General features: G+C 71.9%; 25 protein-coding genes. 7 read left to right on the top strand and 18 right to left on the bottom strand.

Annotated features, from left to right (window positions below):
* Positions 1 to 59: 59 nt before the first annotated feature.
* Genes Q2K16_RS22280 through Q2K16_RS22265 form a run of 4 tightly spaced genes read right to left on the bottom strand, consistent with a single transcriptional unit; the run spans position 60 to position 4061 of the window.
* A complete protein-coding gene (locus Q2K16_RS22280; protein WP_302739883.1) occupies positions 60 to 890 on the bottom strand; it encodes an HTD2 family dehydratase in 831 nt (276 codons plus the stop codon).
* Entirely contained in the window at positions 887 to 2050 is a 1164-nt protein-coding gene (locus Q2K16_RS22275) for a CaiB/BaiF CoA transferase family protein (RefSeq protein WP_302739882.1), read from the bottom strand. Before Q2K16_RS22275 ends, Q2K16_RS22280 begins: the two co-directional genes overlap by 4 nt.
* On the bottom strand, positions 2047 to 2895 hold the full coding sequence (locus tag Q2K16_RS22270) for an HpcH/HpaI aldolase/citrate lyase family protein (protein ID WP_302739881.1): 849 nt from the start codon (positions 2893 to 2895) through the stop codon (positions 2047 to 2049). Before Q2K16_RS22270 ends, Q2K16_RS22275 begins: the two co-directional genes overlap by 4 nt.
* Positions 2892 to 4061, bottom strand: a complete 1170-nt coding sequence (locus tag Q2K16_RS22265; protein WP_302739880.1) for an acyl-CoA dehydrogenase family protein — start codon at positions 4059 to 4061, stop codon at positions 2892 to 2894. Before Q2K16_RS22265 ends, Q2K16_RS22270 begins: the two co-directional genes overlap by 4 nt.
* Before the next feature lie 163 nt (positions 4062 to 4224).
* Here Q2K16_RS22265 and Q2K16_RS22260 point away from each other — a divergent pair, with 163 nt between their 5' ends.
* A complete protein-coding gene (locus Q2K16_RS22260) occupies positions 4225 to 5247 on the top strand; it encodes a LysR family transcriptional regulator (RefSeq protein ID WP_302739879.1) in 1023 nt (340 codons plus the stop codon).
* Here the strand turns inward: Q2K16_RS22260 and Q2K16_RS22255 are convergent.
* Together Q2K16_RS22255 and Q2K16_RS22250 are read right to left on the bottom strand one after the other, a co-directional pair.
* Positions 5237 to 6106, bottom strand: coding sequence for an SDR family NAD(P)-dependent oxidoreductase (locus Q2K16_RS22255; RefSeq protein WP_302739877.1), 870 nt, complete (start codon positions 6104 to 6106; stop codon positions 5237 to 5239). The two genes, Q2K16_RS22260 and Q2K16_RS22255, sit on opposite strands and share 11 nt — an antisense overlap.
* On the bottom strand, positions 6103 to 7080 hold the full coding sequence (locus tag Q2K16_RS22250) for a zinc-binding dehydrogenase (RefSeq protein ID WP_302739876.1): 978 nt from the start codon (positions 7078 to 7080) through the stop codon (positions 6103 to 6105). The genes Q2K16_RS22255 and Q2K16_RS22250 overlap by 4 nt, the downstream gene beginning before the upstream one ends.
* A 140-nt stretch (positions 7081 to 7220) precedes the next feature.
* Between Q2K16_RS22250 and Q2K16_RS22245 the strand changes: the two genes are divergently transcribed.
* The 3 genes from Q2K16_RS22245 to Q2K16_RS22235 are packed head-to-tail and all read left to right on the top strand — an operon-like array spanning position 7221 to position 9788.
* Positions 7221 to 7409, top strand: a complete 189-nt coding sequence (locus tag Q2K16_RS22245) for a ferredoxin (RefSeq protein ID WP_302739875.1) — start codon at positions 7221 to 7223, stop codon at positions 7407 to 7409.
* A complete protein-coding gene (locus Q2K16_RS22240) occupies positions 7402 to 8610 on the top strand; it encodes a CaiB/BaiF CoA transferase family protein (RefSeq protein ID WP_302739873.1) in 1209 nt (402 codons plus the stop codon). The genes Q2K16_RS22245 and Q2K16_RS22240 overlap by 8 nt, the downstream gene beginning before the upstream one ends.
* A 2-nt stretch (positions 8611 to 8612) precedes the next feature.
* Positions 8613 to 9788: an acyl-CoA dehydrogenase family protein gene (locus Q2K16_RS22235; RefSeq protein WP_302739871.1), complete on the top strand. Its 1176-nt coding sequence runs from the start codon at positions 8613 to 8615 to the stop codon at positions 9786 to 9788.
* A gap of 9 nt (positions 9789 to 9797) precedes the next feature.
* On the opposite strand, the gene Q2K16_RS22230 is transcribed toward Q2K16_RS22235, so the two are convergent.
* On the bottom strand, positions 9798 to 10562 hold the full coding sequence (locus tag Q2K16_RS22230; RefSeq protein WP_302739869.1) for an enoyl-CoA hydratase/isomerase family protein: 765 nt from the start codon (positions 10560 to 10562) through the stop codon (positions 9798 to 9800).
* A gap of 62 nt (positions 10563 to 10624) precedes the next feature.
* Here Q2K16_RS22230 and Q2K16_RS22225 point away from each other — a divergent pair, with 62 nt between their 5' ends.
* The 3 genes from Q2K16_RS22225 to Q2K16_RS22215 are packed head-to-tail and all read left to right on the top strand — an operon-like array spanning position 10625 to position 13277.
* On the top strand, positions 10625 to 11851 hold the full coding sequence (locus Q2K16_RS22225; protein WP_302739867.1) for an acetyl-CoA C-acetyltransferase: 1227 nt from the start codon (positions 10625 to 10627) through the stop codon (positions 11849 to 11851).
* A gap of 23 nt (positions 11852 to 11874) precedes the next feature.
* Positions 11875 to 12543, top strand: coding sequence for a TetR/AcrR family transcriptional regulator (locus Q2K16_RS22220; RefSeq protein ID WP_302739865.1), 669 nt, complete (start codon positions 11875 to 11877; stop codon positions 12541 to 12543).
* Positions 12540 to 13277, top strand: a complete 738-nt coding sequence (locus tag Q2K16_RS22215; RefSeq protein WP_302739864.1) for a hypothetical protein — start codon at positions 12540 to 12542, stop codon at positions 13275 to 13277. Before Q2K16_RS22220 ends, Q2K16_RS22215 begins: the two co-directional genes overlap by 4 nt.
* A 75-nt stretch (positions 13278 to 13352) precedes the next feature.
* Here Q2K16_RS22215 and Q2K16_RS22210 read toward each other — a convergent pair whose 3' ends face one another.
* The 11 genes from Q2K16_RS22210 to Q2K16_RS22160 are packed head-to-tail and all read right to left on the bottom strand — an operon-like array spanning position 13353 to position 25575.
* The gene (locus Q2K16_RS22210) at positions 13353 to 14582 is read right to left on the bottom strand and encodes an NAD(P)/FAD-dependent oxidoreductase (protein ID WP_302739862.1); all 1230 of its coding nucleotides are present in this window, start codon (positions 14580 to 14582) and stop codon (positions 13353 to 13355) included.
* On the bottom strand, positions 14575 to 15438 hold the full coding sequence (locus Q2K16_RS22205) for a PaaI family thioesterase (protein WP_302739860.1): 864 nt from the start codon (positions 15436 to 15438) through the stop codon (positions 14575 to 14577). The genes Q2K16_RS22210 and Q2K16_RS22205 overlap by 8 nt, the downstream gene beginning before the upstream one ends.
* Entirely contained in the window at positions 15435 to 16346 is a 912-nt protein-coding gene (locus Q2K16_RS22200; protein ID WP_302739858.1) for an SDR family NAD(P)-dependent oxidoreductase, read from the bottom strand. The genes Q2K16_RS22205 and Q2K16_RS22200 overlap by 4 nt, the downstream gene beginning before the upstream one ends.
* Entirely contained in the window at positions 16343 to 17104 is a 762-nt protein-coding gene (locus tag Q2K16_RS22195; RefSeq protein ID WP_302739856.1) for an enoyl-CoA hydratase/isomerase family protein, read from the bottom strand. Before Q2K16_RS22195 ends, Q2K16_RS22200 begins: the two co-directional genes overlap by 4 nt.
* Positions 17101 to 18258, bottom strand: coding sequence for an acyl-CoA dehydrogenase family protein (locus Q2K16_RS22190; protein ID WP_302739855.1), 1158 nt, complete (start codon positions 18256 to 18258; stop codon positions 17101 to 17103). Before Q2K16_RS22190 ends, Q2K16_RS22195 begins: the two co-directional genes overlap by 4 nt.
* A gap of 14 nt (positions 18259 to 18272) precedes the next feature.
* A complete protein-coding gene (locus Q2K16_RS22185; protein ID WP_302739853.1) occupies positions 18273 to 19865 on the bottom strand; it encodes a long-chain-fatty-acid--CoA ligase in 1593 nt (530 codons plus the stop codon).
* Positions 19862 to 20992, bottom strand: coding sequence for an acyl-CoA dehydrogenase family protein (locus tag Q2K16_RS22180; RefSeq protein ID WP_302739851.1), 1131 nt, complete (start codon positions 20990 to 20992; stop codon positions 19862 to 19864). Before Q2K16_RS22180 ends, Q2K16_RS22185 begins: the two co-directional genes overlap by 4 nt.
* A complete protein-coding gene (locus tag Q2K16_RS22175) occupies positions 20989 to 22167 on the bottom strand; it encodes an acyl-CoA dehydrogenase family protein (protein ID WP_302739849.1) in 1179 nt (392 codons plus the stop codon). Before Q2K16_RS22175 ends, Q2K16_RS22180 begins: the two co-directional genes overlap by 4 nt.
* Positions 22164 to 22901 carry an ABC transporter ATP-binding protein gene (locus Q2K16_RS22170; protein ID WP_302739847.1) on the bottom strand — a complete coding sequence of 246 codons (738 nt, stop codon included), beginning with the start codon at positions 22899 to 22901 and terminating at the stop codon, positions 22164 to 22166. The genes Q2K16_RS22175 and Q2K16_RS22170 overlap by 4 nt, the downstream gene beginning before the upstream one ends.
* The gene (locus Q2K16_RS22165; protein WP_302739845.1) at positions 22898 to 24715 is read right to left on the bottom strand and encodes a branched-chain amino acid ABC transporter ATP-binding protein/permease; all 1818 of its coding nucleotides are present in this window, start codon (positions 24713 to 24715) and stop codon (positions 22898 to 22900) included. Before Q2K16_RS22165 ends, Q2K16_RS22170 begins: the two co-directional genes overlap by 4 nt.
* Positions 24715 to 25575, bottom strand: a complete 861-nt coding sequence (locus Q2K16_RS22160; protein WP_302739843.1) for a branched-chain amino acid ABC transporter permease — start codon at positions 25573 to 25575, stop codon at positions 24715 to 24717. The genes Q2K16_RS22165 and Q2K16_RS22160 overlap by 1 nt, the downstream gene beginning before the upstream one ends.
* Positions 25576 to 25595 lie beyond the last annotated feature (20 nt).

Here is a 25595-nt window from a genome sequence, read left to right as displayed (position 1 = left end):
ATTCTTCCTTCCTCAGCGGTGGTGGAGGAGGGGCGGCCGGCCTCCCCGCCCGGGCGCAGTCAGGGGTGCCTGCTCAGGGTCCCGTGGGCGGTCTCCCGGCCGGTGCGGTCACGGACCCGGGTGGTGACCGTGCCGCCTGCCGCGAACGCGCGGGCGATCAGGCCCTGGTCGTCGAAGAGCGGAGCGACGAGCCGGTAGTCGAAGGTCAGCACCGGCGCGTCGGCCAGGCCGGCGGCTCGGGCCGCCTCGGCCATCGCGAGCGCCTGGAGCGGCCCATGGGTGACCAGGCCCGGGTAGCCCTCGACCAGGGTGGCGTACTCCCGGTCGTAGTGGATCCGGTGGCCGTTGTAGGTGAGGGCGGAGTAGCGGAACAGCAGCACCGGCGTGACGTCGATCGTCCGCTCGTCGGCACCTGCGGGCACGACGACCGGTTCCGGCTCCGCCGACGCGGTGGGTGCCGGTGACAGGTCGCGGTAGACGATGTCCTGCCGCTCGTCGACGGTCAGCCGGCCGGCCTGCGTGACCCGGTGCCGCACCGTGACGAAGGTGAGGCGGCCGGTGCGGCCGTCCTTGTCGGTGATGGACTCCACGACGCTCTCGCGGACGGCCTCCTCCCCCACCCTCAGGGGCGCGAGCCGGGTCACCGAGCCGCCGGCCCACATTCGGCGTCGGCCGGACCCGGGCGGTGCCGGAATCGTGCCGCGCACCGGGTGCCCGTCCGCGCCGAGGTCGGCGGTGGCCGGCCGGTCCAGCAGATAGAGCCAGTGCCAGAGCAGCGGGATGCCCTCCCCGGCAAGATCCGGCACGGTGACGCCGAGCAGCGCCCCGAGGGCCTCGGCCGGGCCGGGCTGGATCACCTCGCGGCGGCGGACGACTGCGGTGGTGGTCATGCGCTCGCCTCCTCGCGTGCGGTGGGCGGGCCGAACTCCGCCCGGATCGCCTGGTTGTGCTCTCCCAGCGCGGGCACCGCGCCCATGCGGGGTTCGTGTCCCTCGGCGGTGACGGGAGGCAGGAGCGCGCGGACGTCGCCGGCCGGTGTCGGCACGACGCGCCAACGGTTCCTGGCGGCGAGTTGCGGGTGGGTGAAGAACTCGGCGGGTGTGCGCATCCGGGCGCAGGCGATGCCCGCGCCGTCCAGGATGTCGACGAGTTCGTCGGCCGGGTGCGCCGCGAACGCGGCTTCGAGGATGGCGGTGATCGCGTCGTCGTTGGCCACCCGCTCGGGGTTGTGCGCGAAGCGCGGGTCAGTCGCCAGCCCGGGAGCGCCGAGGACGCGGACGCACAGCGCCCCCCACTCGCGGTCGCTCTGCACGCTGAGGTAGACGAGGGCACCGTCACCGGCACGGTAGGGGCCATAGGGTGCGATCGACGCGTGCCGGGCGCCAGTGCGTCGGGGTTCGTGGCCTCCGTACACCGAGTAGTACACCGGCTGGGTCATCCACTCCCCCAAAGCGTCGATCATGGCGACGGTCAGGGTGGCGCCGATCCGGGTCCGCTGCCGCTCGTAGAGGGCGGTCAGGATGCCGCTGTAGGCGTACATGCCGGTGGCGATGTCGGCGACCGAGATGCCGACCTTGGCCGGCTCGTCCTGGGTGCCGGTCGTGCCCAGCAGGCCTGCCTCGCACTGCATCAGCAGGTCGTACGCCTTCTTGCCGGCGTAGGGGCCGGCCTGCCCGTATCCGGAGATGGAGCAGTGGATCAGGTCGGGGCGGCCGGCGCGCAGCGTGGCGGCGTCGAGGCCCAGACGCTCGACCGCGCCGGGAGCGAGGTTCTGGATGACGACGTCGGCCTGCTCGACGATGCCACCCAGCACGGCCCGGTCGCCGCTGTCCTTGATGTCGAGTTCGACGGACTCCTTGCCCCGGTTGAGCCACACGAAGTAGCTGGCCTGGCCGTGGACCGTTCGGTCGTAGTCGCGGGCGAAGTCGCCCACCCGTGGGCGTTCGACCTTGATGACGCGGGCGCCGAGATCGGCGAGCTGGCGGGTGGCGAAGGGCGCGGCCACGGCCTGCTCGAGGGCGACCACGGTGATGCCGTCCAGCGGGTTCACGCGATCCCTCCCAGGGGCCGCTCGGTCTGGGCGAGGAGGCGGCGCGCGCGGAGCAGCACGGGCCGGTCGACCATGCGTCCGTCCACCCGGAACGCCCCGGCCCGCTCCGGTGGGAGCGCGTCGGCGCTGGCGACGACCCGGGTCGCCCATGCCACCTCGTCGGCGGTGGGCGCGAAGCCGTGATGGACGGCCGCGATCTGGGCCGGATGGATGCAGAGCTTGCCCCCGAACCCGAGGGCCCGGGCCCGGGCGGCGTCGCGGGTGACGGCGTCGGTGTCGGTCACGGCTGCGGAGACGCCGTCGATCAGCAGGGCCGCACCACCCGCTCGGGTGGCGAGGACCAGGGTGTGCCGGGCAAAGTCGAGCGCCGTGTCGTCGGTGACGCCGACGTCGAGGGCGTAGTCGAGCGCACCGAACGCCAGCGCCGCCACCGCGGGGTGCGCCGCGATCCCGGACGCGTCCCGCAGGCCGCCGGCGGTCTCCACGAGCGCGACGAGGGGCAGCGATCCGTGCGTCCGGTCGGCGGCGACGGCCACCGCGCGGGTGTCGGCCTTCGGCAGCACGAGGCCGAGCAGCCCGGGGCCTGCGTCTTTGAGGGCGGCGACGTCGCAGTCCCACCATCGGGTGGCGACGCCGTTCGTCCGGACCCAGGCGTGCCCGCCGCGCCGTAGCCACTCGACCACGTCGTCTCTGGCGCGGTCCTTGACACCCGCGTCGACGGCGTCCTCCAGGTCGAGGATGACCTGGTCGGCACCGCTGGCGGTCGCCTTGGCGAAGCGCTCGGCGCGGCTTCCGGGGACGAACAGCCAACTGCGGGCCCGGGCGCTGTCGGCATCCACCGTCACGTCGTCACCCGGTGCCGCTTGACCAACTCGCGGGCGATCACGTTACGCTGGATCTCGTTGGTTCCCTCTCCGACGATCATGAGTGGCGCGTCGCGGAAGTAGCGCTCCATGTCGAACTCGGTGGAGTAGCCGTATCCGCCGTGGATCCGGATCCCGTCGAGGGCGATCTTCATCGCCGTCTCCGAGGCGAAGAGCTTCGCCATCCCGGCCTCCATGTCGGCGCGCTGCCCGGCGTCGTAACGACGGGCGGCGTACCGGACGAGCTGACGGGCGGCGGTGAGCTGGGTGGCCATGTCGGCGAGGTAGTTGCCGATGGACTGGTGTTCCCAGATCTCCCTTCCGAAGCTCGTGCGCTCCTGCGCATAGCGCAGGGAGTCCTCCAGGGCGGCCCGGCCGACGCCGAGAGCGCGGGCGGCCACCTGGATGCGGCCGATCTCGAGGCCCCGCATCATCTGGGCGAAGCCTCGGCCCTCGTCCTTGCCGAGCAGCGCCGTCTGCGGCGCGCGGAAGTCTGAGAAGGAGAGTTCGCAGCTCTCCACGCCCTTGTAGCCGAGCTTGGGCAGATCACGGGAGACCTCGAAGCCCGGTCCCTTCTCGACCAGGAGGATGCTGATGCCGCGGTGCGCCGGCCGGGCATCCGGGTCGGTGCGGCACAGGAGCGCCACCAGCTGGGACCGTCGGGCGTTGGTGATCCAGGTCTTGGTCCCGTTGACGACGTAGTCGTCGCCGTCCCTGCGGGCGGTGGTCCGCAGGGCCTGGAGGTCGGAGCCACCCCCTGGCTCGGTGAGTGCCATGGTTGCCCGGATCTCGCCGGTCGCCATCATCGGCAGGTAGCGGTCCTTCTGCTCCTGGGTGCCGTGGTGGAGCAGAAGCTTGGCGACGACCGTGTGGCCGCCCATGGCGCCCGCGAGGCTCATCCAGCCGCGGGCGAGTTCCTCGGTCACCGCGGCGTAGCAGGAGGCCGAGACGGCGGCGTCGCCCCACGGTTCCGGGATGACGAGGCCGTAGATTCCCATCCGCTTCATCTGGTCGATCAGGTCGGCCGGGTACGTGTTGCTGTGGTCGAGTTCCCGGGCGACCGGCCTGACCTCGGCGTCGACCCAGTCCCGAACCAGTTCGACGATGGCCGCCTCGTCAGCGCTCAGCTCGTCGAGGATGTCGTTCACGACGCTGGCTTCCTTTCGACGTGGTCTTCTCGCCGGCACCGGCGGGGAAGTCGCCGTCGGACGGCCCGGTCGGTGGGGTACGGCGGGCGGGCATGTGGGTGCTGCCGGCACCCGCAACCCATCATGTATCGCTATCTGGAGTGTTGGCGAATAGCATCTTGTGATGGGTCGATCGGCGGCCGGCATGGGAGGCCACAACGGCATGGACATCAAGCAGCTGACGTCGCTGGTGACGGTGAGCGAGGTCGGGAGCGTCACGAAGGCCGCCCGGCTGCTGCACCTCGTGCAGCCGGCCGTCACCCGGCACATCCGCAGCCTGGAGGAGGAGCTGGGAGTGCCGCTGTTCGAACGCACCCGCAACGGGATGGTGCCGACGGCTGAGGGCACGATCCTCGTGGAGCGGGCTCGACGGGCGTTGCACGAGCTGGAACGAGCCCGGGCGGAGGTCACCCCGGCGTCGGGTCAGGTCACCGGCGTGGTGCGGGTCGGCATCCTGGAGAGCGTCGTCGACGTGCTCGCCACCCCCCTCGTCGCGGCCGTCGCCGAGCGACATCCCGGCATCGAGCTGCGGCTGCTGACGGCGTACTCGGGTCACCTGCAGCAGTGGCTCGACGCGGGCGACGTGGACCTCTCCCTGCTCTACAACCTCGCCCCGACGCCGGCCCTCGCCGTCCTGCCTCTCGTCGAGGAGACGTTGTGGGCGGCTGCCCCACCCGGGGCGGGCCTCTCTCCCGACGAGCCGCTGCGGTGGGCGGAGCTCTGGCAACGGCCACTGGCGCTTCCGGTGCCCGGCCACGGCCTGCGCGCCATCATCGACCGGGCGCGGGCCGAGAGCGCCGCAGAGCCGGAGATCACGGTCGAGGTGAACTCCATGCGGATGCAGAAGCTGATGGTGCTCTCCGGGCAGGGCTGGACGGTACTGCCCGCCGCGGGCGTCGCCGACGACGTGGCCGACGGCACCTTGAGCGGCGCCCCGCTCACCGACCCGACCATCACCCGGTCAATCGTCCTCGGGCTGCCCCGCACGGCGCAGGTCCCCCGTCCCGTCAACGCCGTCGCCGCCCAGGTCGTCAGGGTGGTACGCCGGCAGGTGCGGTCGGGTCGATGGCCTGCTGCCCAACTGGCGGGCGACGACACCGCGACGGAGTGGGCAGGCACCCCCGGCACGCCCGCCGTCAGGCCGTGACCGCGCCGCGACCCCACCGGTCGGGGTGCGGCTGTTGCAACGACGCCTCGACGACGACGGACCCGAAGTCCTCGGCCGTCCACGTTCCGCAGGGCCGGCCACCCGACGCCGCCCGCTGCGGATGGCTCCAGATGCCCAGTTCCTCGCCATCGAAGGAGATCACCTGGCCGCGGACGTGCTCGGCGGCCTCGGAGGCCAGCCAGGGCAGGATGGGGGCGACGTGGTTCGGGTCCGGAAACTCCAGGGCGTACGACGGGCCGTCCCCGGCGAGGACGGAGGTCATGTCGGTGCGGGCCACGGGGCACAGCACGTTGCAGCGGATGCCGTAGCGCGTGAGTTCCAGGTCGAGGACCCGGTTCAGCCCCACGATGCCGGCCTTGGCCGCCGCGTAGTTGGCCTGGCCGAACATCCCGAACAGTCCGGAGCCGGAGCCGATCGACACGATCGAGCCGCCGCCGCCCGTCCGCATCTCACGCGCCACGCGCGTCGAGCAACCCCACGTTCCCCGCAGGTGCACCGCCACGACCGCGTCGAAATCCTCGGGTGCCATCTTCAGCACCGACCGGTCACGGAGGATGCCCGCATTGTTGACCAGCAGGTCGACCGAGCCCAGCGAGCGGCACGCGTCGACGAGTGCGTCCCACGTGGGCTCCTCGGCCACCGAGCCCAGCACGGCCGTGGCGGTTCCGCCGTCCCGGGTGATCGCGGTGACGACCTCGTCGACCGCGGCCGGGTCGGTGCCGTTGACGACGACGGCCATGCCCTGCCGGGCCAGGTGACAGGCGAAGGCCCTACCCAGTCCCCGCGACGAGCCGGTCACGATGCCGCACCGACCGTCGAGGCGGGAGGTGGCGCTCACGCGGGGGCACCGTTCGGCTGCACGACGAGCCGGCCCCGCACCGAGCCCGCCCGCAGGCGGGCGAAGCCCTCGCCGATGTCGTCGAAGTCGATGATCTCCGTGGTTGGCGCGAAGTCGCCGGCCGCGAGGTGCCGTACGACGCTCTCGAAGTCCTCGGTGTGGTCCGAGCCCAGCGCGCCGATCAGCCGCTTACGGCCGAGGATGAGCGAGAACGCGTCGATCGTCAGGTCGCGGCTCTCCAGGCCGATGACGACGACCCGCCCGCCGGGCTGCACGACGTCGAGCGCGGTGCGGGTGGTCTTCCCACCGACGAAGTCGACCACGAGGGACGGGCGGACATCGGCGAGGTCCTCGACCGAGCCGAAGCAGGACACCGCCCCGTTGCCCACACCCGCGTCACGCCGGTCGGCGTCGAGGTCGACGCCGTGCGCCTCGGCGCCCGCCAGGACCGCGGCACGCAGACCACTCATGCCCAGCGCGCCCAGACCGACGATGCCGACGACCTCGCCGGAGCGGACCTCGCCAGCCCGGGTCACCGCCACATAGGCGGACAGGATGGAGTCGGTCGCGACCGCGGCGGCGGCGAACGAGACGTGGTCAGGGATCGCGACCAGCTCGGTGGCGGGTACCGAGCAGAACTGGGCGAAGCCGCCGTCGATGTGGAGGCCGGGCGAGGTGCCGGGCTCACGTCGCCCGCCCACCGCCACCCGGTCGCCGACGGCGACGGAGGTGACACCCGCGCCGACCCGCACCACGGTGCCGGCGATCTCGTGGCCGAGCACCCGCGGACGGCGGATCGTGTAGTCCTTGCCGAACCGCGTCGTGAACTGGACACCGTCCATCAGGTGGAGGTCCGTGTGGCACAGTCCGGCGGCACCCACCTCGACCATGGCCCACCCCGCCGGGACCGCCGGGTCGGGAACCTCCTCGATCACCAGGTCCGATCGGCCCTCGACCAGTCGTGCCGCTCTCATCCCCGACCCCGCCCTCTCGCTCCGGTTGCCACGCCCGACGGCACCGTTGTACTTTGTTCAACAGGTCGTTGTACTTAGTTCAATGATGATCGTAGCCCATGGGCCGGCCCCTGCGGCAGCACGAAGAAAGGGGCCTGTCCATGGGTGTCGTCGTCGATCGCTCCCGGTGCAACGGACTCGGCGTCTGCGAGGCGTTCGCCCCCGACGTCTTCGAGGTCGACGGGGCCGGCGAAGTCGTGCTCCTGACCGAGAAGCTCACCGACGACCAGGCCGACCGCGTGGACCAGGCGATCGCCGCCTGCCCGACCGAGGCGCTCTCACGTGTCTGAGCACCGCCGGCAGGGCGGTCGGCCACGCGGGGGCGGCCCGCTCCTGGGGCTGCGGGTGGTGGAGATCGCCGCGATGGGCCCGGTGCCCTTCTCGGCGATGGTGCTGGCGGATCTTGGCGCCGACGTCCTTCGGGTCGACCGCGTCACGCCGGCCAGCACCACCCTCGATCGCGACCCCCGGCACGACCTCCTCAACCGCAGCCGCTCCAGTGTCGCGCTCGACCTGAAGCATCCCGAGGCCGTCGCGACGCTGCTCGACCTGGTCGAGACGGCCGACGTCGTGCTGGAGGGATTCCGTCCCGGCGTTGCCGAACGCCTCGGCTTCGGGCCGGACGTCTGTCTCGGCCGCAACCCACGCCTCGTCTACGGCCGGATGACCGGTTGGGGTCAGGAGGGACCGCTCGCCGCGGAGGCGGGACACGACATCAACTACCTGGCCGTGTCCGGGCTGCTCTCCGTCCTCGGCCGCGCGGGAACGCCCGCGACTCCGCCGGCCAACCTGCTCGGCGACTTCGGCGGCGGCGGCATGCTGCTCCTCGTCGGCGTGCTCAGCGCCGTGTTGTCCGCGCGCTCCACGGGCCACGGGCAGGTCGTCGACGCCGCCATGGTCGACGGCGCCGCCCTGCTCGGCACCTTCGTGCGCGGGTTCATGGCGGACGGCTCCTGGACCGAGGCGCGCGGCACCAACGTGTTGGACACCGGAGCGCCCTTCTACGACGTGTTTGTCGCGGCCGACGGTGGCGAGGTCGCCATCGGCGCGCTGGAGGGGCCGTTCTACGCCTCGCTGCTCGAGGTCCTCGGGATCGATCCCGCCCCGCTGCCGCCGCAGCGGGACCGCGCCGGCTGGACGCACCTGCGCAAGCTGATCGCCGAGCGGATCGCCACGGCACCCCGGGACCACTGGGTCGAGCGGGCCGCCGGCCGGGACGCCTGCCTGTCGCCGGTGCTCGGGATGCGTGAGGCTCCGGAGCACCCGCACCACCTGGCCCGCGGCACGTTCGTCGACGTCAACGGCGTCACACACCCCGCGCCCGCCCCACGCTTCTCGGGGACACCGACGTCCGCGCCCACCGGGCCGACCCCGCCGGGCAGCCACACGTACGCCGGACTGACCCGGTGGGGCGTGCCCGACGAGCGCGTACGCGAGCTCATCGACCTCGGCGCGGCGAGGGACGTCGCGACGACCCGCACGAAGGAATGACGATGGACTTCGACCTCAGCCCCGACCAACTCGACCTGCATGCCCGTGCCACCGAGGCGGGCGCCGAGTTCCGCGAGCACGCCCGAAGGTGGGATGCGGACAACGTCGCGCCCTACCGCGAGATCACGCAGCGCATGGGCGAGCTCGGCTTCTTCGGCCTGACCATGCCCAAGCAGTATGGCGGCCAGGGCGGCACCGCCCTGGACTACCTGATCGCGACGGCAGCGATCTTCCGTGCCGCGCAGACCTGGCAGCCGTGTGAGCCGCTGTTCTGCACCACGGGCCCCGGTCCCGCGATGATCCTCCTCGCCGACAGCGAGGACCTGAAGAACAAGTACGTGCCCGCGATCGTCCAGGGCGAGCTGGGCTGCGCCATAGCGCTGACGGAGCCCAGGCACGGATCCGACCTGAACCACCTCGAGACGACGGCCGTGATCGACGGCGACGAGATCATCCTCAACGGGGACAAGAGCTTCGTCACCGGGGCCGTGGACAACGAGCTCTACGCGGTCTTCGCACGCTTCGAGGGCACTCCTGGCCACCGCGGCATCGGGGCCGTGGTCGTCGAGGGCGACGCCGAGGGAGTCACCCTGGAGCGGGGCCCCTCGTTCGTCGGCCTGCGCGGCCTGGCGCACGGCAACGTGACCCTGCGCAATGCGCGCGTGCCCCTCGTCAACCTCATCCAGGGCCCCGGCTCCTTCGCGCGCCTGATGACGGCGTTCAACCTTGAGCGGCTGCACAACGCCAGCTTCACCCTCGGTATGGCCGAGGCCGCGTTCGACGAGGTCACCGCCTACGTCAGGAAGCGAGAGGTGTTCGGCCGCCCCGTCATGGAGTTCCAGTCGACGTACCACACCCTCGCGGAGATGTGGACGATCATCGAGGCGCACCGCCTGCTGTGCTACCGCGCCGCCGCGACCGCCGTCGACGGCACGTTCCCACAGGCCCTGCCCGTCACGATCGCCAAGCTGTTCGGCGGGACCCGCCTGCCAGACCTCACGCTCAAGGCCCTGGAACTGCACGGTGGCAACGGCGTCGACCTCGACTACCCGATCCAGCGCATCCACCGCGACGCGATCAGCGCGATCGTGGCCGGCGGCGCCCCGGCGGTGCTGCGCAACAGCATCGCCAGCCAACTGTTCCCCGACATGCGGTTCCGTCAGGAGCGCGGCGCGTAGTCGCGTCGTTCACCGTCCATGGAAGACGACCTCCGTCTTGTCCTGGAACGCGCGGACGGCTTCCTTGACGTCCTGGGTGCCGACCGCGACCGTCTGGGCGTTGGCCTCGGCGGCGAGCGCCTGGGCATAGGACGAGTCGAAGGACGCGTTCAGCAGCGCCTTCGACAGGCCGAGCGCGATGGTGGGGCCGGCCGCCAGGCGCTCGCTGAGTTCGAGCGCCCGCTCCTCGGCGGCGCCCTCCCCGCTCACCTCGCCGACGAGGCCCAGCCGAAGTGCCTCGTCGGCGGAGACGAAGTCGCCCAGCATGACGAGCCGCTTGGCGTGCGCCAGGCCCACCAGCCGGGGCAGCAGCCACGAGCCGCCGCCGTCGACGACGAGCCCGCGGCGCGAGAAGATCTCGCAGAACCGGGCGCGGGGGTCGGCGACCACCAGGTCGCAGCCCAACGCGAGGTTCATCCCGATGCCGACGCACACTCCCGAGACGGCCGCGACGGTCGGTTTGGGCAGGTGGTGCCACTGGGCCACCACACTGTTCCAGTAGCGCATCCTCGTCGTGTGGTGGGCGTCGCCGCTGTCGCGCAGGTCGGCGCCGGACGAGAAGTCACCGCCGGCCCCGCACAGCAGCACGGCACGCACGGAGTCGTCCGAGGCGAGCTGCTCCGCGGCCTCCTTCAGCCCGGCCCACATCGCCTGGTCTATCGCGTTCTTGGTCGCTGGTCGGTTGAGCCGGACACGGGCCACCGCGCCGAGCCTGGCCACGTCTACACGAGTCATGGCAGCCACCCTAGGCACGCGATCCCCCGCGTGTAAACTAAGTTCAACGAAGGGATGCGCACATGGGCGACGCATACATCCTCGACGGGGTCCGCACCCCTCGCGGCCGGGGCAAGGCGACCGGATCGCTGCACGGCATCCATCCGCAGCACCTCCTCGCGCAGGTCCTCGACACCCTCGTCGAGCGCGGCCTGGACCCGCACGTCGTCGACGAGGTCGTCGTCGGCAACAGCAGCAACCAGGGTGACCACGGCCACAGCATCGGCCGCCTCGCGGTCCTGGCGGCCAACTGGCCCTACACGACCCCCGGCTACACGCTCAACCGCTACTGCGGCTCCGCCCTGCAGGCGGTGGCCGTCGCCTCGATGGGTGTGCGCTCCGGCGAGCAGGATCTGGTGGTGGCGGGCGGCGTCGAGTCGATGTCGCGGTGGCCGGCGCCAGCGGGCTCGGGCGCGATCGACGGCGCCAACCCGGCGCTGCACGACAAGTACCCACTGGTGCCGCAGGGCATCTCCGCCGACCTGATCGCGACGCAGCGCGGCTACACCCGCGAGCAGCTGGACGGGTGGGCCGTGATGAGCCAGCAGCGTGCCGCCACCGCCCTGCGCGAGGACCGCTTCGCCCGCTCCATCGTGCCGGTCCGCGACGACAGCGGGGCAATCGTCCTGAGGGCCGACGAGTTCGTCCGCGAGGGCACCACGCGGGAGGGCCTGGCCGCCCTCCGCCCCTCGTTCGAAGCGCTGGGTGCGCGCGTGCCACCCGGGCGTACGACCTCCTTCGACGAGGCCGCCCTGTCGGCCTACCCCGAGGTCGGGGCGGTCCGGCACCTGCACCACGCCGGCAACTCCTCAGGGGTGGTCGACGGCGCTGCGGCACTGGTCGTCGCCGGCGAGGACCACGTCCGCGACAACGGCCTGACGCCACGCGCCCGCATCGTGTCGTCCGCGACAGTCGGCTGCGACCCGGTCATCATGCTGTCGGCCCCCGCCCCCGCCGCGCGGAAGGCGCTCCGCAAGGCCGGCATGTCCATCAAGGACATCGACCTGTGGGAGATCAACGAGGCGTTCGCCGCCGTGGCCCTGGAGACCAGCGAACTGCTCGGCCTCGACCCCGGTGTGGTGAACGTAAACGGCGGGGCGATCGCCCTGGGCCACCCGATCGGCGCGACGGGTGTCATGCTGGTTCAGACCGTATTGGACGAGCTCGAGCGGACCGACCGCACCACCGGCCTCGTGACGATGTGCACGGGTGGCGGAATGGCGGTCGCGACCGTGATCGAGCGGGTCTGACGCCGCTTCACCGAGGACAGACGATGATGCTCGACGACCTGCAGGACCTCGACGAGGCGAAGCCGCCGCTGGCTCCCGGCCCGATGTCCCGCGAGCGGGTCATCCGCGCCGCGCTGGCGATCGTCGATCGCGACGGCCTGGGAGCACTCAACATCCGGCACCTGGCATCGACTCTCCAGGTCACCGGGGGCCTGCTCTACCACTATGTCGACAGCAAGGCCGACATCCTGGAGGCGGTCGCGATGCTGGTCCTCCAGGAGGTACGGGTGCCTCCGCCGAACGGCGACTGGCGCGCCTGGGCGATCGAACTGACCCGATCGTTCCGCGGGGCCTTCGTCCGGCACCCCAACGTGCTGCCCCTGATGATGGACGGCCTGCCCCGGCGGCTGAGCATCGGTCTGTACGCCCAGTCGGCCCAGGTGTTGGCCGACGGCGGGGTTCCCCGCGAGCTGATCTCGACCGTCATGGAGGGGCTCGAGGCGATCGCCATCGGCCACGCCATGTACAGCACCGCCAGCCTGCGCGGCGCGATCCCCAACTTCGGCGACGCCGAGGAGAACTACAGCGCCCTACACTCGGCGCTGTCGGCGGTCACGATGAGCGCCGAGGAACGGTTCCACGCCTGCATCATCGCGCTGCTCGACGGCTTCGTACCGCCTGACCGCAACCCGTCCGGAGACGAAGATCGATGACCGCCACCCTCCTGCTCGATCCCACCACCATCGGCCCGGCCCTGACCGCCGGCTCGTGCCTGTGGCAACGGGTGGAGGTCGGCGGCGGCACGCCGGAACGCCCCGGCGAGGTCGTGTTGGCCGTCGACGACCGGGAGCCCGGCACATACGAGGTCCACGTTGAGGCGAGCCTCGCCCCCGATCCTGCCGACCAGCCGACGTGGCTCACACTGATGGCCTCGTCGGCGCTCGCCGAGGCCGTCCGCGGCGACACCGGCGTGGCGGTGTGGTCGGTCTGGCCCGACCGCCTGATCGCCCCCGACGGCCAGTGCATCGCGACCGTCTCGGCTACCGCCACCCCGACGCTGACCCGGGTGGCCTTCGACATCGTGCTCGCCTCCGACGGGCGACCCTTCACCGGCGCGCCCGCCTCGCTGGAGCAGTACGCGGCGCAGCGCCCCGCTGCCGCGTCTCTCGTGATCGAAACGCTTCGCGGCTTCGAGCGGCTCTACCGGCGCTGGTCGGACTTCGCACGCCGCCCCGGCCCCAGCGGGCTCGTGGCGGACTACGGTTCGGTCTGCGGGTCGATCAGGGTCGACGTCGAGGCCGAGCTGCACGACGGCACGATGCTGCTCGGCACGGCCGAGGGCGTCGACCTGGACGGGCGGCTCGTGGTGCGCCACGAGGGCAGCCTGACGGCGCTCGACCCGGGCGACGTCGTCGGCGTACGCCCCCTCGCCGTCCTGCCGTCATGACACCGCGCCGCACCTGACACCGCACGGCACGCCCCCCGGTCGCCACCGCCACGCGACCGGGGCCGACTCGGCACATCAGCGAAGCGCGGCGGTCCGCTTCTCCCGCCGGTCGGCGGCGAGTCGCAGGACGTCGTCCCACCCGGCCCCGGCAGCGACGAGCGTCCGGTACTTCATCGTCTCCGCGGGCATGCCGACCGACAGCAGGCCCACCAGCGCGTCGCCGCGACGGTACCCGGCGACCCAGCGCCCGTCCTCGACGCAGCCGTCGACCACCTCGGCATCCGCGCCGACGGAGGTGCCGAGCATCTGGATGCGGGTCGTGTGCCAGTCGGACCAGAAGTAGGCGACGGGCCGGTACGTTTCCGGAGGGCCACCGGCGGCGCGGCGCCCGGCCAGCTGACCCTGCTCGGCTGCGGCGGTCCAGTTCTCCAGCCGCAGCGAGTGGCCCGACGCCGCGTCCTGCCAGCGCGCCACGTCGCCGGCCACGAACACGCCCGAGACGCTGGATTCCAGCGAGGCGTCGCACACGATGCCGTTGTCGACGGCGATCCCCGAGCCCTCGAGCCACCCGGTCGTCGGGGCAGCGCCGACGCCGACGACCACCCTGTCGACGCGCAGGGTGTCCCCCGACGACAACTCCACGAGCAGCCCGCCGTCGCCCGGGCCGACCGAGACGACCGCGACCCCCAGCCGCACGTCCACACCCGCCCGGGTGTGCAGGTCGACGCAGGCGATCCCCATCTCCGCGCCGAACGCCCGCTCCAGCGGGCTGCTCGCCACCTCGACCATCACCACTTCGCATCCACGCTTGACGGCGGCCGAGGCGACCTCGGAGCCGATGAAGCCGGCCCCGACGACGAGGATGCGTCGCGCGGTGCGCAACGCCTCCTTGAGGGCGACCGCGTCGTCCCAGGTGCGCAGGTGGTGCACGCCTGGACCGTCCCCGACGGTGGGCAACCGCCGCACGTGGGCGCCAGTCGACAGGACCGCCCGCGTGAACGGCAACTCTCGGCCGTCGGCCAGCGCGATCGACCGGGCCGCCCCATCGACGCCCACGGCCCGCACGCCCAGCAGCAGCTCGACCCCGAGTTCGGTGACCAGATGCGCGCGGCTGCGGAATGGCACGGGCTGGCCGCCCGGTGCGTCGTCGGCGAGAAACGCCTTCGACAACGGCGGCCGGTCGTAGGGCAGGTGCTCCTCGGCGCCGACCAGTGTGATCGCGCCGCCGAACCCGGCCCTGCGGGCGCTCTCGATCGCCCGCAGGCCCGCCAGCGACGCCCCGACGACGACCAGCCGTTCAGGCATGCGACGGACCTCCCGTGCCCCGGGACCGGATCGGGCCGGACGCGAAGGCACGCGTCGCCACGACACCGGTGCTGGAGTCGACCACCTCGATGATCAGCACCGCCCGTCGTCCGGAGACGATGCGATCGACGACCGTCGCCTCGGCCGGCCCCTGTGTCACGCTTCGCATGAATCGCATGTTCAGGTCCTCCACCAGGTCGAGCTCGCGCCCCGCGAGTTCCTCGACCAGCACGCCGGTCATCGCTCCGTGCAGGAATCCGTAGAAGTTGGCGGTCTCCGGCGTGAGCGTGATCTGGACGGCTACCCGGCCGTCCGCCCGCTCCACATGGCACAGCCCGAAGGCATCGCTCGGGGTCGACGCGGTGGTCGGCGTCGCCGCGAAATCGACGCCGTGCCCGATCTCCAGCGAGCGGTAGACCGGCTCGACGGACGGCGCCAGGTGGACGTGGTTGACGCTCCCCGCAGCGACGAAGCCCTGGGTCGGGTCAAGATCGGACGGGTTTCCCCGCCGCCCGCCCGACGCCGGCCCGCCCGACGCCGTCGCGTGGACCCGTGCCAGCAGCAGGCGCCGGCCGTGCATGGCGACCTCCCCGACGACTGCGGCACCGTCCCGGCAGGCGACGTCGGCCCGGTGCAGGTCGATGTCGGCCGTGAGCGTCCAGCGCGGCGCGGCCGCGTATCCGGTCGACACTCCGGCCGCGACGTCGGCGGCCGCCACCAGCGCGGACAGCCGCAGGCGGCCCCGGTCGTCGACCGTCAGGCCCGTGCCCGGCACGTCGACCCGCACCGCGAGCGCCTCGGTACGGGTCAGCCGAAGGCCGTACCGCCCGGCGACCGGGTCCGCGACCGTCGTCATGCGCGTGGCTCCAGCGCCGCGACGAGACCGGGCAACCGCTCGTCCAACGTCTCCACAGAGATGGGTGCGTCCACTGCGGCGATGCCTTCGGTGCGGAAGAACGTCTGAACGGGGCGCACGGCCCGGCCGGAGGCGAACACGACGCTGCCGTTGAGCGGGCAGGTCGCCGACGCGAGCCAGGCGACGTAGGTCGACACATGGGCGGGGTGCCAGGGGTCGAAGTCCGCCGGGTCTTCGGGTGCCCTCATCAGCACTCTGAGCGCCGGGACGCTCTCGGTCATCGCCGTCCGCGCCGCCGGAACCAGCACGTTGGCCCGCACGCCGTAGCGTTCGAGTTCGAGCGCGGTCGTCAGGGTCAGACCGATGATGCCGGCCTTCGCCGCCGCGTAGTTCGCCTGGCCGACGTTGCCGAACAGGCCGGACGTCGACGACGTGTTGACCACCGACGCGGCGACCTCGTCGCCGCGCTTGGAGCGCTCACGCCAGTGCACGCCGGCATGGTGCGAGAGTGCCGCATGCCCCTTCAGGTGCACCCGCATCACGTCGTCCCACTCCGCCTCGTCCATCGCGACGAGCAGTGCGTCGCGCAGGACACCCGCGTTGTTCACCACCACGTCGACGCGGCCGAACGACTGCAACGTCGACTCGATCAGCCCTCCGGCCGCCTGCCAGTCCGACACGTCCGCGTGGACGGCGACCGCAGTGCCGCCGGCTGCGGCGATCTCGTCCGCCACCGCGGCGGCGAGGTCTGGCCGGCCATCGCCCGGGGCAAGGTCGTTGACCACGACCCGCGCGCCCTCGGCGGCGAGCCGGAGGGCGTGCTCACGGCCGAGACCGGCACCGGCCCCGGTGATGATCGCGACGCGGCCGTCGAGTCGTCCGGTCACCGGCGCGGTCGGGGTGGTCATGAGGCTCCTTCGGCGGCAGGCCGCCGGGCGGCGGTCGAGATCTGCGAGTAGGACAGGGATCGTTCGAGTGCGACGGTGCGGGGCAGGTCGAGGCTCTCCCACACGGCGCGGACGGCACCCTGCACAGCCGTGGGATCACGCTCGGCGAGCACGCGGGCGAGTTCTGCGGCGCGGGCGTCGAGCCGGCCGCCGTCGACCACCTCGTTGACCAGCCCCAACTGGTAGGCACGCTGCGCGTCGAGGCGGCGGTCGTTGCCGAGGAGGGTCAGCTCGAGCACGGCGCCCACGCCGATGCGCCGGCTCAGCCCGATGGGGCCCGGGGCGGCGGTCATGCCGTAGGTCACGTGGGGGTCGAAGAACGTCGCCTCCGGTGCGGCGAGCACCAGGTCGGCCTCGTTCAGCCAGTAGAACGCGCCCCCTGCGGCCATGCCCCGCACAGCGCAGATCAACGGCTTCCAGACGCGTTGACCCCACTTGGGGCTCAGGGTCCGGCCCGGGTCTTCGTGCGACCACACGTCGTCTGGCCAACTCCACTGGGCCCGCACGTCCATGCCCGTGCAGAAGGCACGGTCGCCGGCCGCGCGCAGCACGACGACCCGCACCCGGGGGTCGGTGCGCACCCAGGCCCAGATGTCCGCGAACTCGGCGACCATCGTGGGGTCGAACGCGTTCATCCGCTCTGGGCGGTTGAGCGTCAGGGTCGCGACTGCGCCGTCGAGGTCGACGGCGACGGTCGTGGTTGTCGGGACGGGGCTCATCGGCTCGCCCCCAGGCCGAGCGAGCGGCTGATGATGACCTTCATGACCTCGCTGGAGCCGCCGTAGATGCGCGTCACCCGGGCGTCGGCATACATGGCGGCGATGTCGTACTCGGTCATGTAGCCGTAGCCGCCGTGCACCTGGAGGCACTTGTCGACGGTGCGGGCCTGCACCTCGGTGGCGACAAGCTTGATCTTGGCGGCGTCCTCCGGGCTCAGTGTGCCCTCGTCGAGTTCGACGACCGCGTTGTCGAGCGCCTGCTGCGCGGTCTCGATCTCGGCCGCCACCTCGGCGAGCACGAACCGGGTGTTCTGCAGGCTGGCGAGGGACGTCCCGAACAGTTGTCGGTCACGCGCGTACTCGATCGTCCGTCGCAGGGCGGCCTGGCTCATCGCGATCGCGCCGACCGCGATGCTGATGCGCTCCTGCGGCAGGTTCGACGTCAGGTACTCGAAGCCACGGCCCTCCTCCCCGAGGAGGTTGCCCCCAGGCACCACGACGTCGTCGAACGACAGTTCCGCGGTGTCGGAGTACTTCAGGCCGAGCTTGCCGACCGGATTGCCGCGGGTGAATCCCGGCATGCCGTCCTCGACGACCAGCAGGGACAGTCCGGCGCGCCGGTCGCCCCCGCTGCCGGTGCGGGCCACGACCACGACCAGGTCGGCGTTCGTGCCGTTGGTGATGAAGGTCTTGGCACCCGAGAGCACGAAGTCACCGTCGGCGTTGCGGGCCGCCCTGGTGGCGATGCCGGCGAGATCCGAACCGGTGTCGGCCTCCGACATCGCGATCGCGCCGACCGTCGTGCCGGCCACCATCGCCGGGACCCACCGCGCCCGCTGCTCCGGGGTGCCGTACTTGAGCAGGTACGGCAACACCACCTCGGCGTGCACGCGCAGGCCGACGAGTGAGACGTTCGCCGCGGCGGCGGCCTCACTCAACACCACGTTGAAGGTGTACGTGCCGGCGTCGCTCCCGCCGTACTCCTCCGGTACGCGCAGGCCCAGCAGCCCGAGCTCGCCGGCCCGTTCGAAGAATCCACGGTCGACCCGGCCCTCGCTGGTCCACGTGTCCAGGTTCTCGCGTTCACGCCGGAAGAACGCGTCCGCCGTGCCGCGGAAATCCTCGTGGTCCCGGCCAAAGATGCGACGTCGCATGGGGAGAACTCCGCTCAGTTGATGGACCGCTCGCGGTCACGCCAGTACGGCGCCCTCAGCAGGTGCTTCTGGAACTTGCCGCTCGGGTTGCGTTCGAGGAAGGAGCGCAGCTCGACCGCGGTGGGGCACTTGAAGTGCGCGATGCGTTCGCGGCAGTACGCGATCAGCTCGTCGGGGGTCGGCTCGGTGCCGGCCTCGGGGACGACCAGGGCGAGCGGCGTCTCCCCCCACCGCTCGGAGGGCACACCGATGACGGCCACCTCGCGCACGGCCGGATGGGTCGCGAGCACGCGCTCGACCTCGGCCGGATACACGTTCTCACCGCCGGAAATGATCATGTCTTTGACACGGTCGCGCAGGTAGACGTAGCCCTCCGCGTCGCGGTACCCGGCGTCGCCGGTGCGGAACCAGCCGTCCCCGGCGAACGCCTCACCCGAGCCGGGGCGAGGGCGCCAGTAGCCGACCGTGACGTTGCTCGACCGCACCCAGATCTCGCCGACGGCATCGCCGACGAGGTCCTCACCTGTCGCCGGGTCGACGATGCGCAGCTCGACGCCCAGGGCGGGACGCCCCGCCGACCTCAGCAGGTCCGCACGCCCCGACCGGTGATCGTCGTCGCTGAGCAACGCGAAGGTCCCGGTTGTCTCCGTCATGCCGTAGCCCTGCCACACCTCGCACGACGTCGTGGCGATCAGCTGGTGGAGCACCGGCTCCGGCATGGGAGCCGAGCCGTACAGGACGAGCTCGACGCTCGACAGGTCCGTCGAGGCGTAGCGAGGACGACGCATCAGCTCGGCGATCGACACCGGGGTCAGCAGGATGTGGGTGACCCGGCGGACCTCGATCAGGTCCAGCACCTCGTCAAGGTCGACGTCGGGCATCACGACCAGCGTCGCGCCGACGCTCAGGCCCGCCATCGACCAGCCCATCCCGCCGATGTGGAACAGCGGCATCGCGACGAGGATCACCGCGTCCGGGTGGAACGCGTAGTACCGGTGGGCTATCTCGACGTATCCCCAGTTGTTGCGGTTTGACAGCAGGACGCCCTTGGGCAGCCCCGTGCTGCCGGAGGTGTAGAAGTGGAAGGCGATGTCCTGTTCGGTTCCCTCGAACCCGGGGTCGGCTGCCGGGTGCCGGTCGCGCCACTGGGAGTAGGGCTCGGCGTCCGCCTGCGACGCGTCGCCGCCGGTGCATACCACCTTCCGCCCCGCCAACAGCGACGGCGCGCGAGCGACGACGGCGTCGATCACGAACGCGTCGGCGGCCACGAAGGTCGCCGTGGCGTCGTCGACGATCTCCTCGAGCTCGGCCGGCGACAGGCGCCAGCTCAGGTCGATGCAGATCGCGCCGAGCTTGAGGGCACCGAGCAGCAGCTCGAAGTGCTCGATGCTGTTCTTGCCGATCACCACCGCGCGGTCGCGCGCGCCCAGACCGGCGGCCTTGAGGCCCGCCGCGACCCGGCTCGACCGCTCGTCGAGCTCGGCGTAGGTGAGCTCGACGCCCTGGCACACGAGGGCCGCGTGGTCGGGTCGCGCCTTCGCCTGCTGGCGGACCATCTGCGCCGGGCAGAGCACGTCCGCCGGCGCGGCCAGCCGTCTTCTCGTCATCGGATCACCTCGTGTCGTGTCTCGTTCGGGTGCGGCGCCGGGAGGTCGGCCAGGTCGGCCACGAGGTCGAGATGGGCCTCGGCGGAACCGAATGCCTGCATGTTCGCCCGCGCACGCTTGAGAAACAGGTGTGCCGGGTGCTCCCAGCTGAAGCCCAGCCCACCGTGCGCTTGGACGCAGGTCTCGGCGGCGAGCACCGCGGCGTCGTCGGTGACGATCGAGGCGACCGCCAGGGCGAGTGCGACGTCGTCGTCGCGGGCGACGGCGTCCACGGCGTTGCGGGCTGCGGCCCGGGCCTGAGTCACGGCCACCCACGCGTCCGCGAGGCGGTGCTTGACCGCCTGGAAGCTGCCGACCGCGCGGCCGAACTGCATGCGGGCCCGGGCGTGCTCGACCGCGAGTTCGAGCGCGCGCTCGGCGATTCCGACCTGCTCGCAGGCCAGGGCAGCGGTGGCCAGGTGGGTGCCCGCCGTCAGGGCGACGCGGGCGGCGTCACCCCGGGCGACCACCTCCCCCGGCACGCCGTCGAGGTCGATACGGCTGAGGTCACGCGTCAGGTCGAACCCGGCCACGCGGGCACGCGCCGCCGCAGCCGCGTCGCAGAGGACCAGCACCGGCCCGTCGTCGGAGACGGCGGGCAGGAGCAGGGTCGTGGCGTGGGTGGCGTCGAGCACGAGGTCCACCGCGCCGTCGAGGTGCTCGCCCGACCAGCGGACCTGCTCCGGGAACGGGTCGAACCAGGCCCGGTGCACGGGCACTGCGACGGCCGTCGGGGTCGACCGGGTGAACCGCTCGACGAGCGCGGGCGAGCCAAGCCGCGCGACGACGCCCGCGGCCAGGGCGGCATGCCCGAGGAACGGCACCGGCGCGAGGTGGTGGCCGATCTCCTCCATCACGACGCCCAGCTCGTGCGCGCCAGCGCCAGCGCCGCCGATCTCTTCCGGCAGCACCAGCAGTGACAGGCCCATCTCCTCGTCGAGCGCCTTCCAGGTGGATCCGTCGTGTGGCACCTCGTGTTCCATGGCGACGAGCTGCGCCGGTAGGTCCTCGCGGTCGGCGAGCAGGCGGCGCACGGCCGAGCGGAGCTCCGCCTCGACGTCGGTGTAGGTCAGCCGCACGTCGCTCATCGGGGCAGGTCCTCGAACGCCACCTCGCGGTCCACGGCGGGTTCCCTCGGCAGCCCGAGGATCCGTTCACCGATCACGTTCTTCAACACCTCGGAGGTACCTCCCTCGATCGAGTTGGCCCGAGAGCGCAGGTAGTTCCAGCGGGGATCCTTGCCGTGGAACGCGAATTCGGACGGCTGCGTCATGGTGTAGTCGGGGAAGCGCAGGGCGTCGGGGCCGAGGATGTCGAGCGCCAGGCCGCTGAGCGACTGGTTGACCACGGCGAACGCCAGCTTGCTCGCCGACCCTTCCGGGCCCGGTGCCCCGACCGCCATGAGCTGTCCCAGCCGCTCGCTGGCGAGCCGCGCCGCCTCGGCCGCGACCCAACCGTGCAGCAGGCGTCGGTGGAGCCCGGGGGTACGGCGGTGGGCCTGGTCGCGCCACAGCTGGGCGACCAGGCCGATCATGCCGCCCTCGCGCGGCTGGGGTCGGGCGCCGATGGCGACGCGCTCGTTGCCCAGGCTGGTCTGCGCGACGCGCCAGCCGTCGTCGACCGGACCGATCCGCAGGCTGTCATGCAGGAACACGCCGTCGAGGAACACCTCGTTGAACTCCGCCTCGCCGGTGATCTGGCGCAGCGGCTCGACCGTGACGCCGTCGGCGTGCATGTCGCACACGAAGAAGGTCATCCCGCGGTGCTTGGGCAGGTGGGGTGACGTACGGGCAAGCAGGATGGCCCAGCGGGCGCGGTGCGCGAGCGACGTCCAGACCTTGTGCCCGGTCACCCGCCAGCCGTCGCCGTCACGCACCGCCCTGGTGCGCACCGCCGCGAGGTCGGAGCCGGCGTCGGGTTCGCTGAAGAGTTGGCACCAGACCTCCTCGCCGGTCCACAACGGTCGAAGGTAGCGGTCGTGCTGCGCGTCGTCGCCGCGGGCCATGATCGTCGCGGCGGCCATCCCGTGCCCGATCGGGTTGCGGGCGTACCCGTCGGGCGCGCCGGCCTGCTCGAGCAGGCGGTTGACCTCCGCCTGCGCGGCGCGGTCCCACCCTCGACCGCCGCGCCCCTGCGGGAAGTGCACCCATGCCAGGCCCTGGTCGAACTGCGCTCCGAGGAACTCCACGGGGTCGTACGGGCCGGATCCGCACTCGCGCAACAGGTCCGCGACGGCGGCGCGGACGACGCCGAGATCGATCATGCCGTCCCCCTCGGGGCGTGCACGGCCTCCATCGCCGCGCGGATCGCGGCGGGGTCGGGCGGCCCGTGGTAAACGGCCCGCCCGAGCTCGAGCACGGTCGCGGAGGTCACGATGTCCGCCACAAGCTCCACGTCCTGTTCGATCAGCAGCACCGCCAGTCCCTCCTCACGGCCCAGCCGGGTGACGACCCCGAGCACCTCGGCGACGATCGAGGGCGCGAGCCCGGCCGTCGGCTCGTCGAGCAGGATCGCGCTCGGTCCACTCATCAGGGCCTGGGCGATCGCCAGCATCTGCTGCTGCCCGCCGCTGAGGCCACCGGCGTGCTCGTGCCTGCGGTCGGCCAGCACGGGAAAGCGTTCGTACATGGTCTTCACCCGGCCGGCCAGTGCCTTACGGCCCAGGCGGGTGGAGAAGCCGCCGAGGAGCAGATTCTCCTCGATCGACCGCTGCCGGAAGATCCGCTTGCCCTCCTGGACGACCGCCAGGCCCCGGGCCGCCCGCTTGAACGGGGGCAGTGCGGTGATGTCGTCCCCGCGCCACGTCACGGTGCCGGCCTGGACCGTCGCCAGGCCCGCGAGCGCACGGAAGATCGTCGACTTACCCGCGCCGTTGCGGCCGAGCAGGCCCGTCACTTCTCCCCTGCGGATCTCGATGTTGGCGTCCCAGATTGCGAGGATGTCGCCGTAGCCGGCGCGGAGACCCTCGGCGGCGAGCACCACCTCCCGGTCGCTCATGACGCTGCCCCTTCGACGGCCACCCGGTCCTGGTCCGCATGGCGCGAACCCGCCAGGTAGGTGTGCTGGACGAACGGATGCGAGGCGACCTCCTCGGCCGCGCCGTCGACCACGACCTGTCCCTGTGCCAGGACCACGACGTGGTCGGCGACGCGTCGCACGAGCGCGAAGTTGTGCTCCACCAGCACCACCGTCGCGCCGGCCGCCGCCAGCCGGGCCAGCAGGTGTTCGAGTGCGATCAGCTCGTGCTCGTCGAGCCCCGAGGCCACCTCGTCGAGCAGGATCACCTTCGGGTTGCTGGCCAGGGCTCGCGCCAGTTCGAGGAGGCGTCTCGTCCCGAGCGGGATGTCGGCCGCCTGCCGGGTCGCGATGCCGGTCAGCCCGAGCGCATCGAGGGCCGCGCGGGCCGTCTCCACCTCGTGCCGTCGGGAGGCGTGGTGCCGGGGCAGCCGCAGCATCGTCTCCGGCATCGTGAGCGGGCGCTGGGCGAACACCGCGGTCTGGACCGCCTGCTCGACCGTGAGGCCCTCGGGCACCAGCGGAGTCTGGAAGGTCCGCGCCACGCCCTGCCGTGCGACACCGTGCGGCGGAAGGCCCAGGATCTGCTCGCCGCCGAGCCGCACCGATCCCGAGTCGGCCGGGACGAAGCCGCTGATCACGTTGAACAGTGTCGTCTTGCCTGAGCCGTTCGCCCCGATCAGCGCCGTGATCTCGCCCGGTCGCGCCACGAACCCGGCGTCGACCAGCGCCTGGTTGCCCCCGAACGCCTTGGCGACGTTCTCGACCTCCAACAGCGCACCGCGGACGGCCGGCGTCGGCGCGTCGCCGGGCGCCACCAGGTGGCCCGCCAGCACACCGGGCTCTGCCTGGAATCGCGAGCGTAGCGTCCGCAGCGCGCCGACGATGCCGTTTGAGAACAGCAGGCCACCGACGATCAAGAACACGCCGAAGGCGATGTAGGCGTAGTCGGCGAACCAGGTCAGCTGGTTCGGACCGATCTGGATCAGCGCGGCGCCGAGCACTGCGCCGACGACCGTCCTGGGGCCGCCCAGGATCGAGGCGGCGAGCACCGTGATGGTCAGGTGCAGGCTGAATGCGGTGGGGGCGACGAAGCCGTCGAGGAAGGCGAACAGCGTGCCGGCGACGCCCGCAGGGATCGCGGCCACCAGCAACGCGCGGAACTTCAGCGAGTACGGCGACATGCCGAGCGACGAGGCGAGGATCTTGCTCTTTCGCAGGACGAGGAACGACGCGCCGAACCGCGACGACACCAGGTGCCCGACCAGGACGAGCCAGGCGACGGTGACCATCACGGCCACGAGATAGAACTGCTCGGGGGTCAGCTCGACCCCGGCCAGGGTCGGCAGCGGGATCGCCACCAGGCCCTCGAACCCGCCGAGCTGCTCCTTGAAGAGCCCGGCGATGTCGGGCACGAGCAGGACGAGGAAGAACATCGACACCGCCAGCGCCCAGCCACCGAGGCGCACGGTCACGGCCGACGCGACGACCGCGACGAGCATGGAGGCGACGGACGCGAGCGGCAACGCGATCAGCAACTCGGGGGTCACGTTGAGGGCCAGCCACCCCGAGACGTACGCGCCGACGGCGTAGTAGGCGACCTGACCGAGCGCCAGCTCACCGCTGTACCCGAAGCTCAGGTTCAGGCTCGAGACGAGCAGGGCGAGGATCCCGATCAGGATGATCTCGCGTGACCACGCCGCGTCGATCAGACCGATCGACGGTCCGGCAAGCAGGAGCGCGACGCCGACGGCCCAGGGTGCGACGGCACGCAGCCGGATCAGCGCGTTCGACATCAGACGACCCTTCCTGCTCGCTGGCCGAACAGGCCCTGCGGGCGCACGGCGAGCACCACCAGGAACAGCACGAACACGGTCAGCGTCTGGATCTCCGAGGACCACAGGTACGAGGACAGCGCCTCGATGACCCCGACGGTCAGACCGGCGATGGCGGCACCGAGATAGCTGCCGACTCCGCCGAGGGCGAGCACCGCGAAGCCCTTGACGGCGAGCAGCGCGCCGAACTCGGGGGCGGCGAACGTCTTGGGGCCCATGACGAACCCGAGGACGATGGCCAGCGCCCCGGCGACCGCGAACGACAGCAGCGACAGCTTGCGCACGTCGATGCCCAGCAGCATCGCCGCCTCCCGGTCCTCGGACTGGGCGAGGCTCGCAAGGCCGATCCGCGAGCGGCGACTCCATGTGCCGAACGCGCCCGCGAGGCCGATCGCGGTGACAAGCAGGAGCAACTCGGCGCCGGTGATCGAGGTCGACCCGATCGGGATCTCTCCTGCGACCATGGCCGGCACCTTGCGCACGTCGGCTCCCCAGATCAGCAGGATCGCGCCCGTCACGACGGTGGCGAACCCGACCGTCGTGATGAGCTCCGTGTGGGACCCCCCGTGCTTGATCGGGCGAATGGCCAACCGCTCCTCCAGCAGGCCCAGTGCCGCGCCGCCCACGACTCCCGCGAGCAGCAGAACGATCAGCGGCAGGCCGGACTCACTGCCGGCCCAGGCGAGGAACGAGCCTAGGACGAGCATGTAGCCGAACGCGAAGTTCAGCACCCCGCCGGACAGGTAGGTGATGTTGTAACCGACAGCTACCAGCAGGTAGACGGCCCCGACCACGAGGCCGGAGATGAGCGTGATCAGCACGGGAGATCTCCTCCGGACGT

This window comes from Micromonospora cynarisoli, from assembly GCF_030518815.1.
Lineage (GTDB): Bacteria > Actinomycetota > Actinomycetes > Mycobacteriales > Micromonosporaceae > Micromonospora > Micromonospora wenchangensis.
Note: the sequence above shows the minus strand (reverse complement) of the source record. Positions and strands in the feature narration are given on the sequence as shown.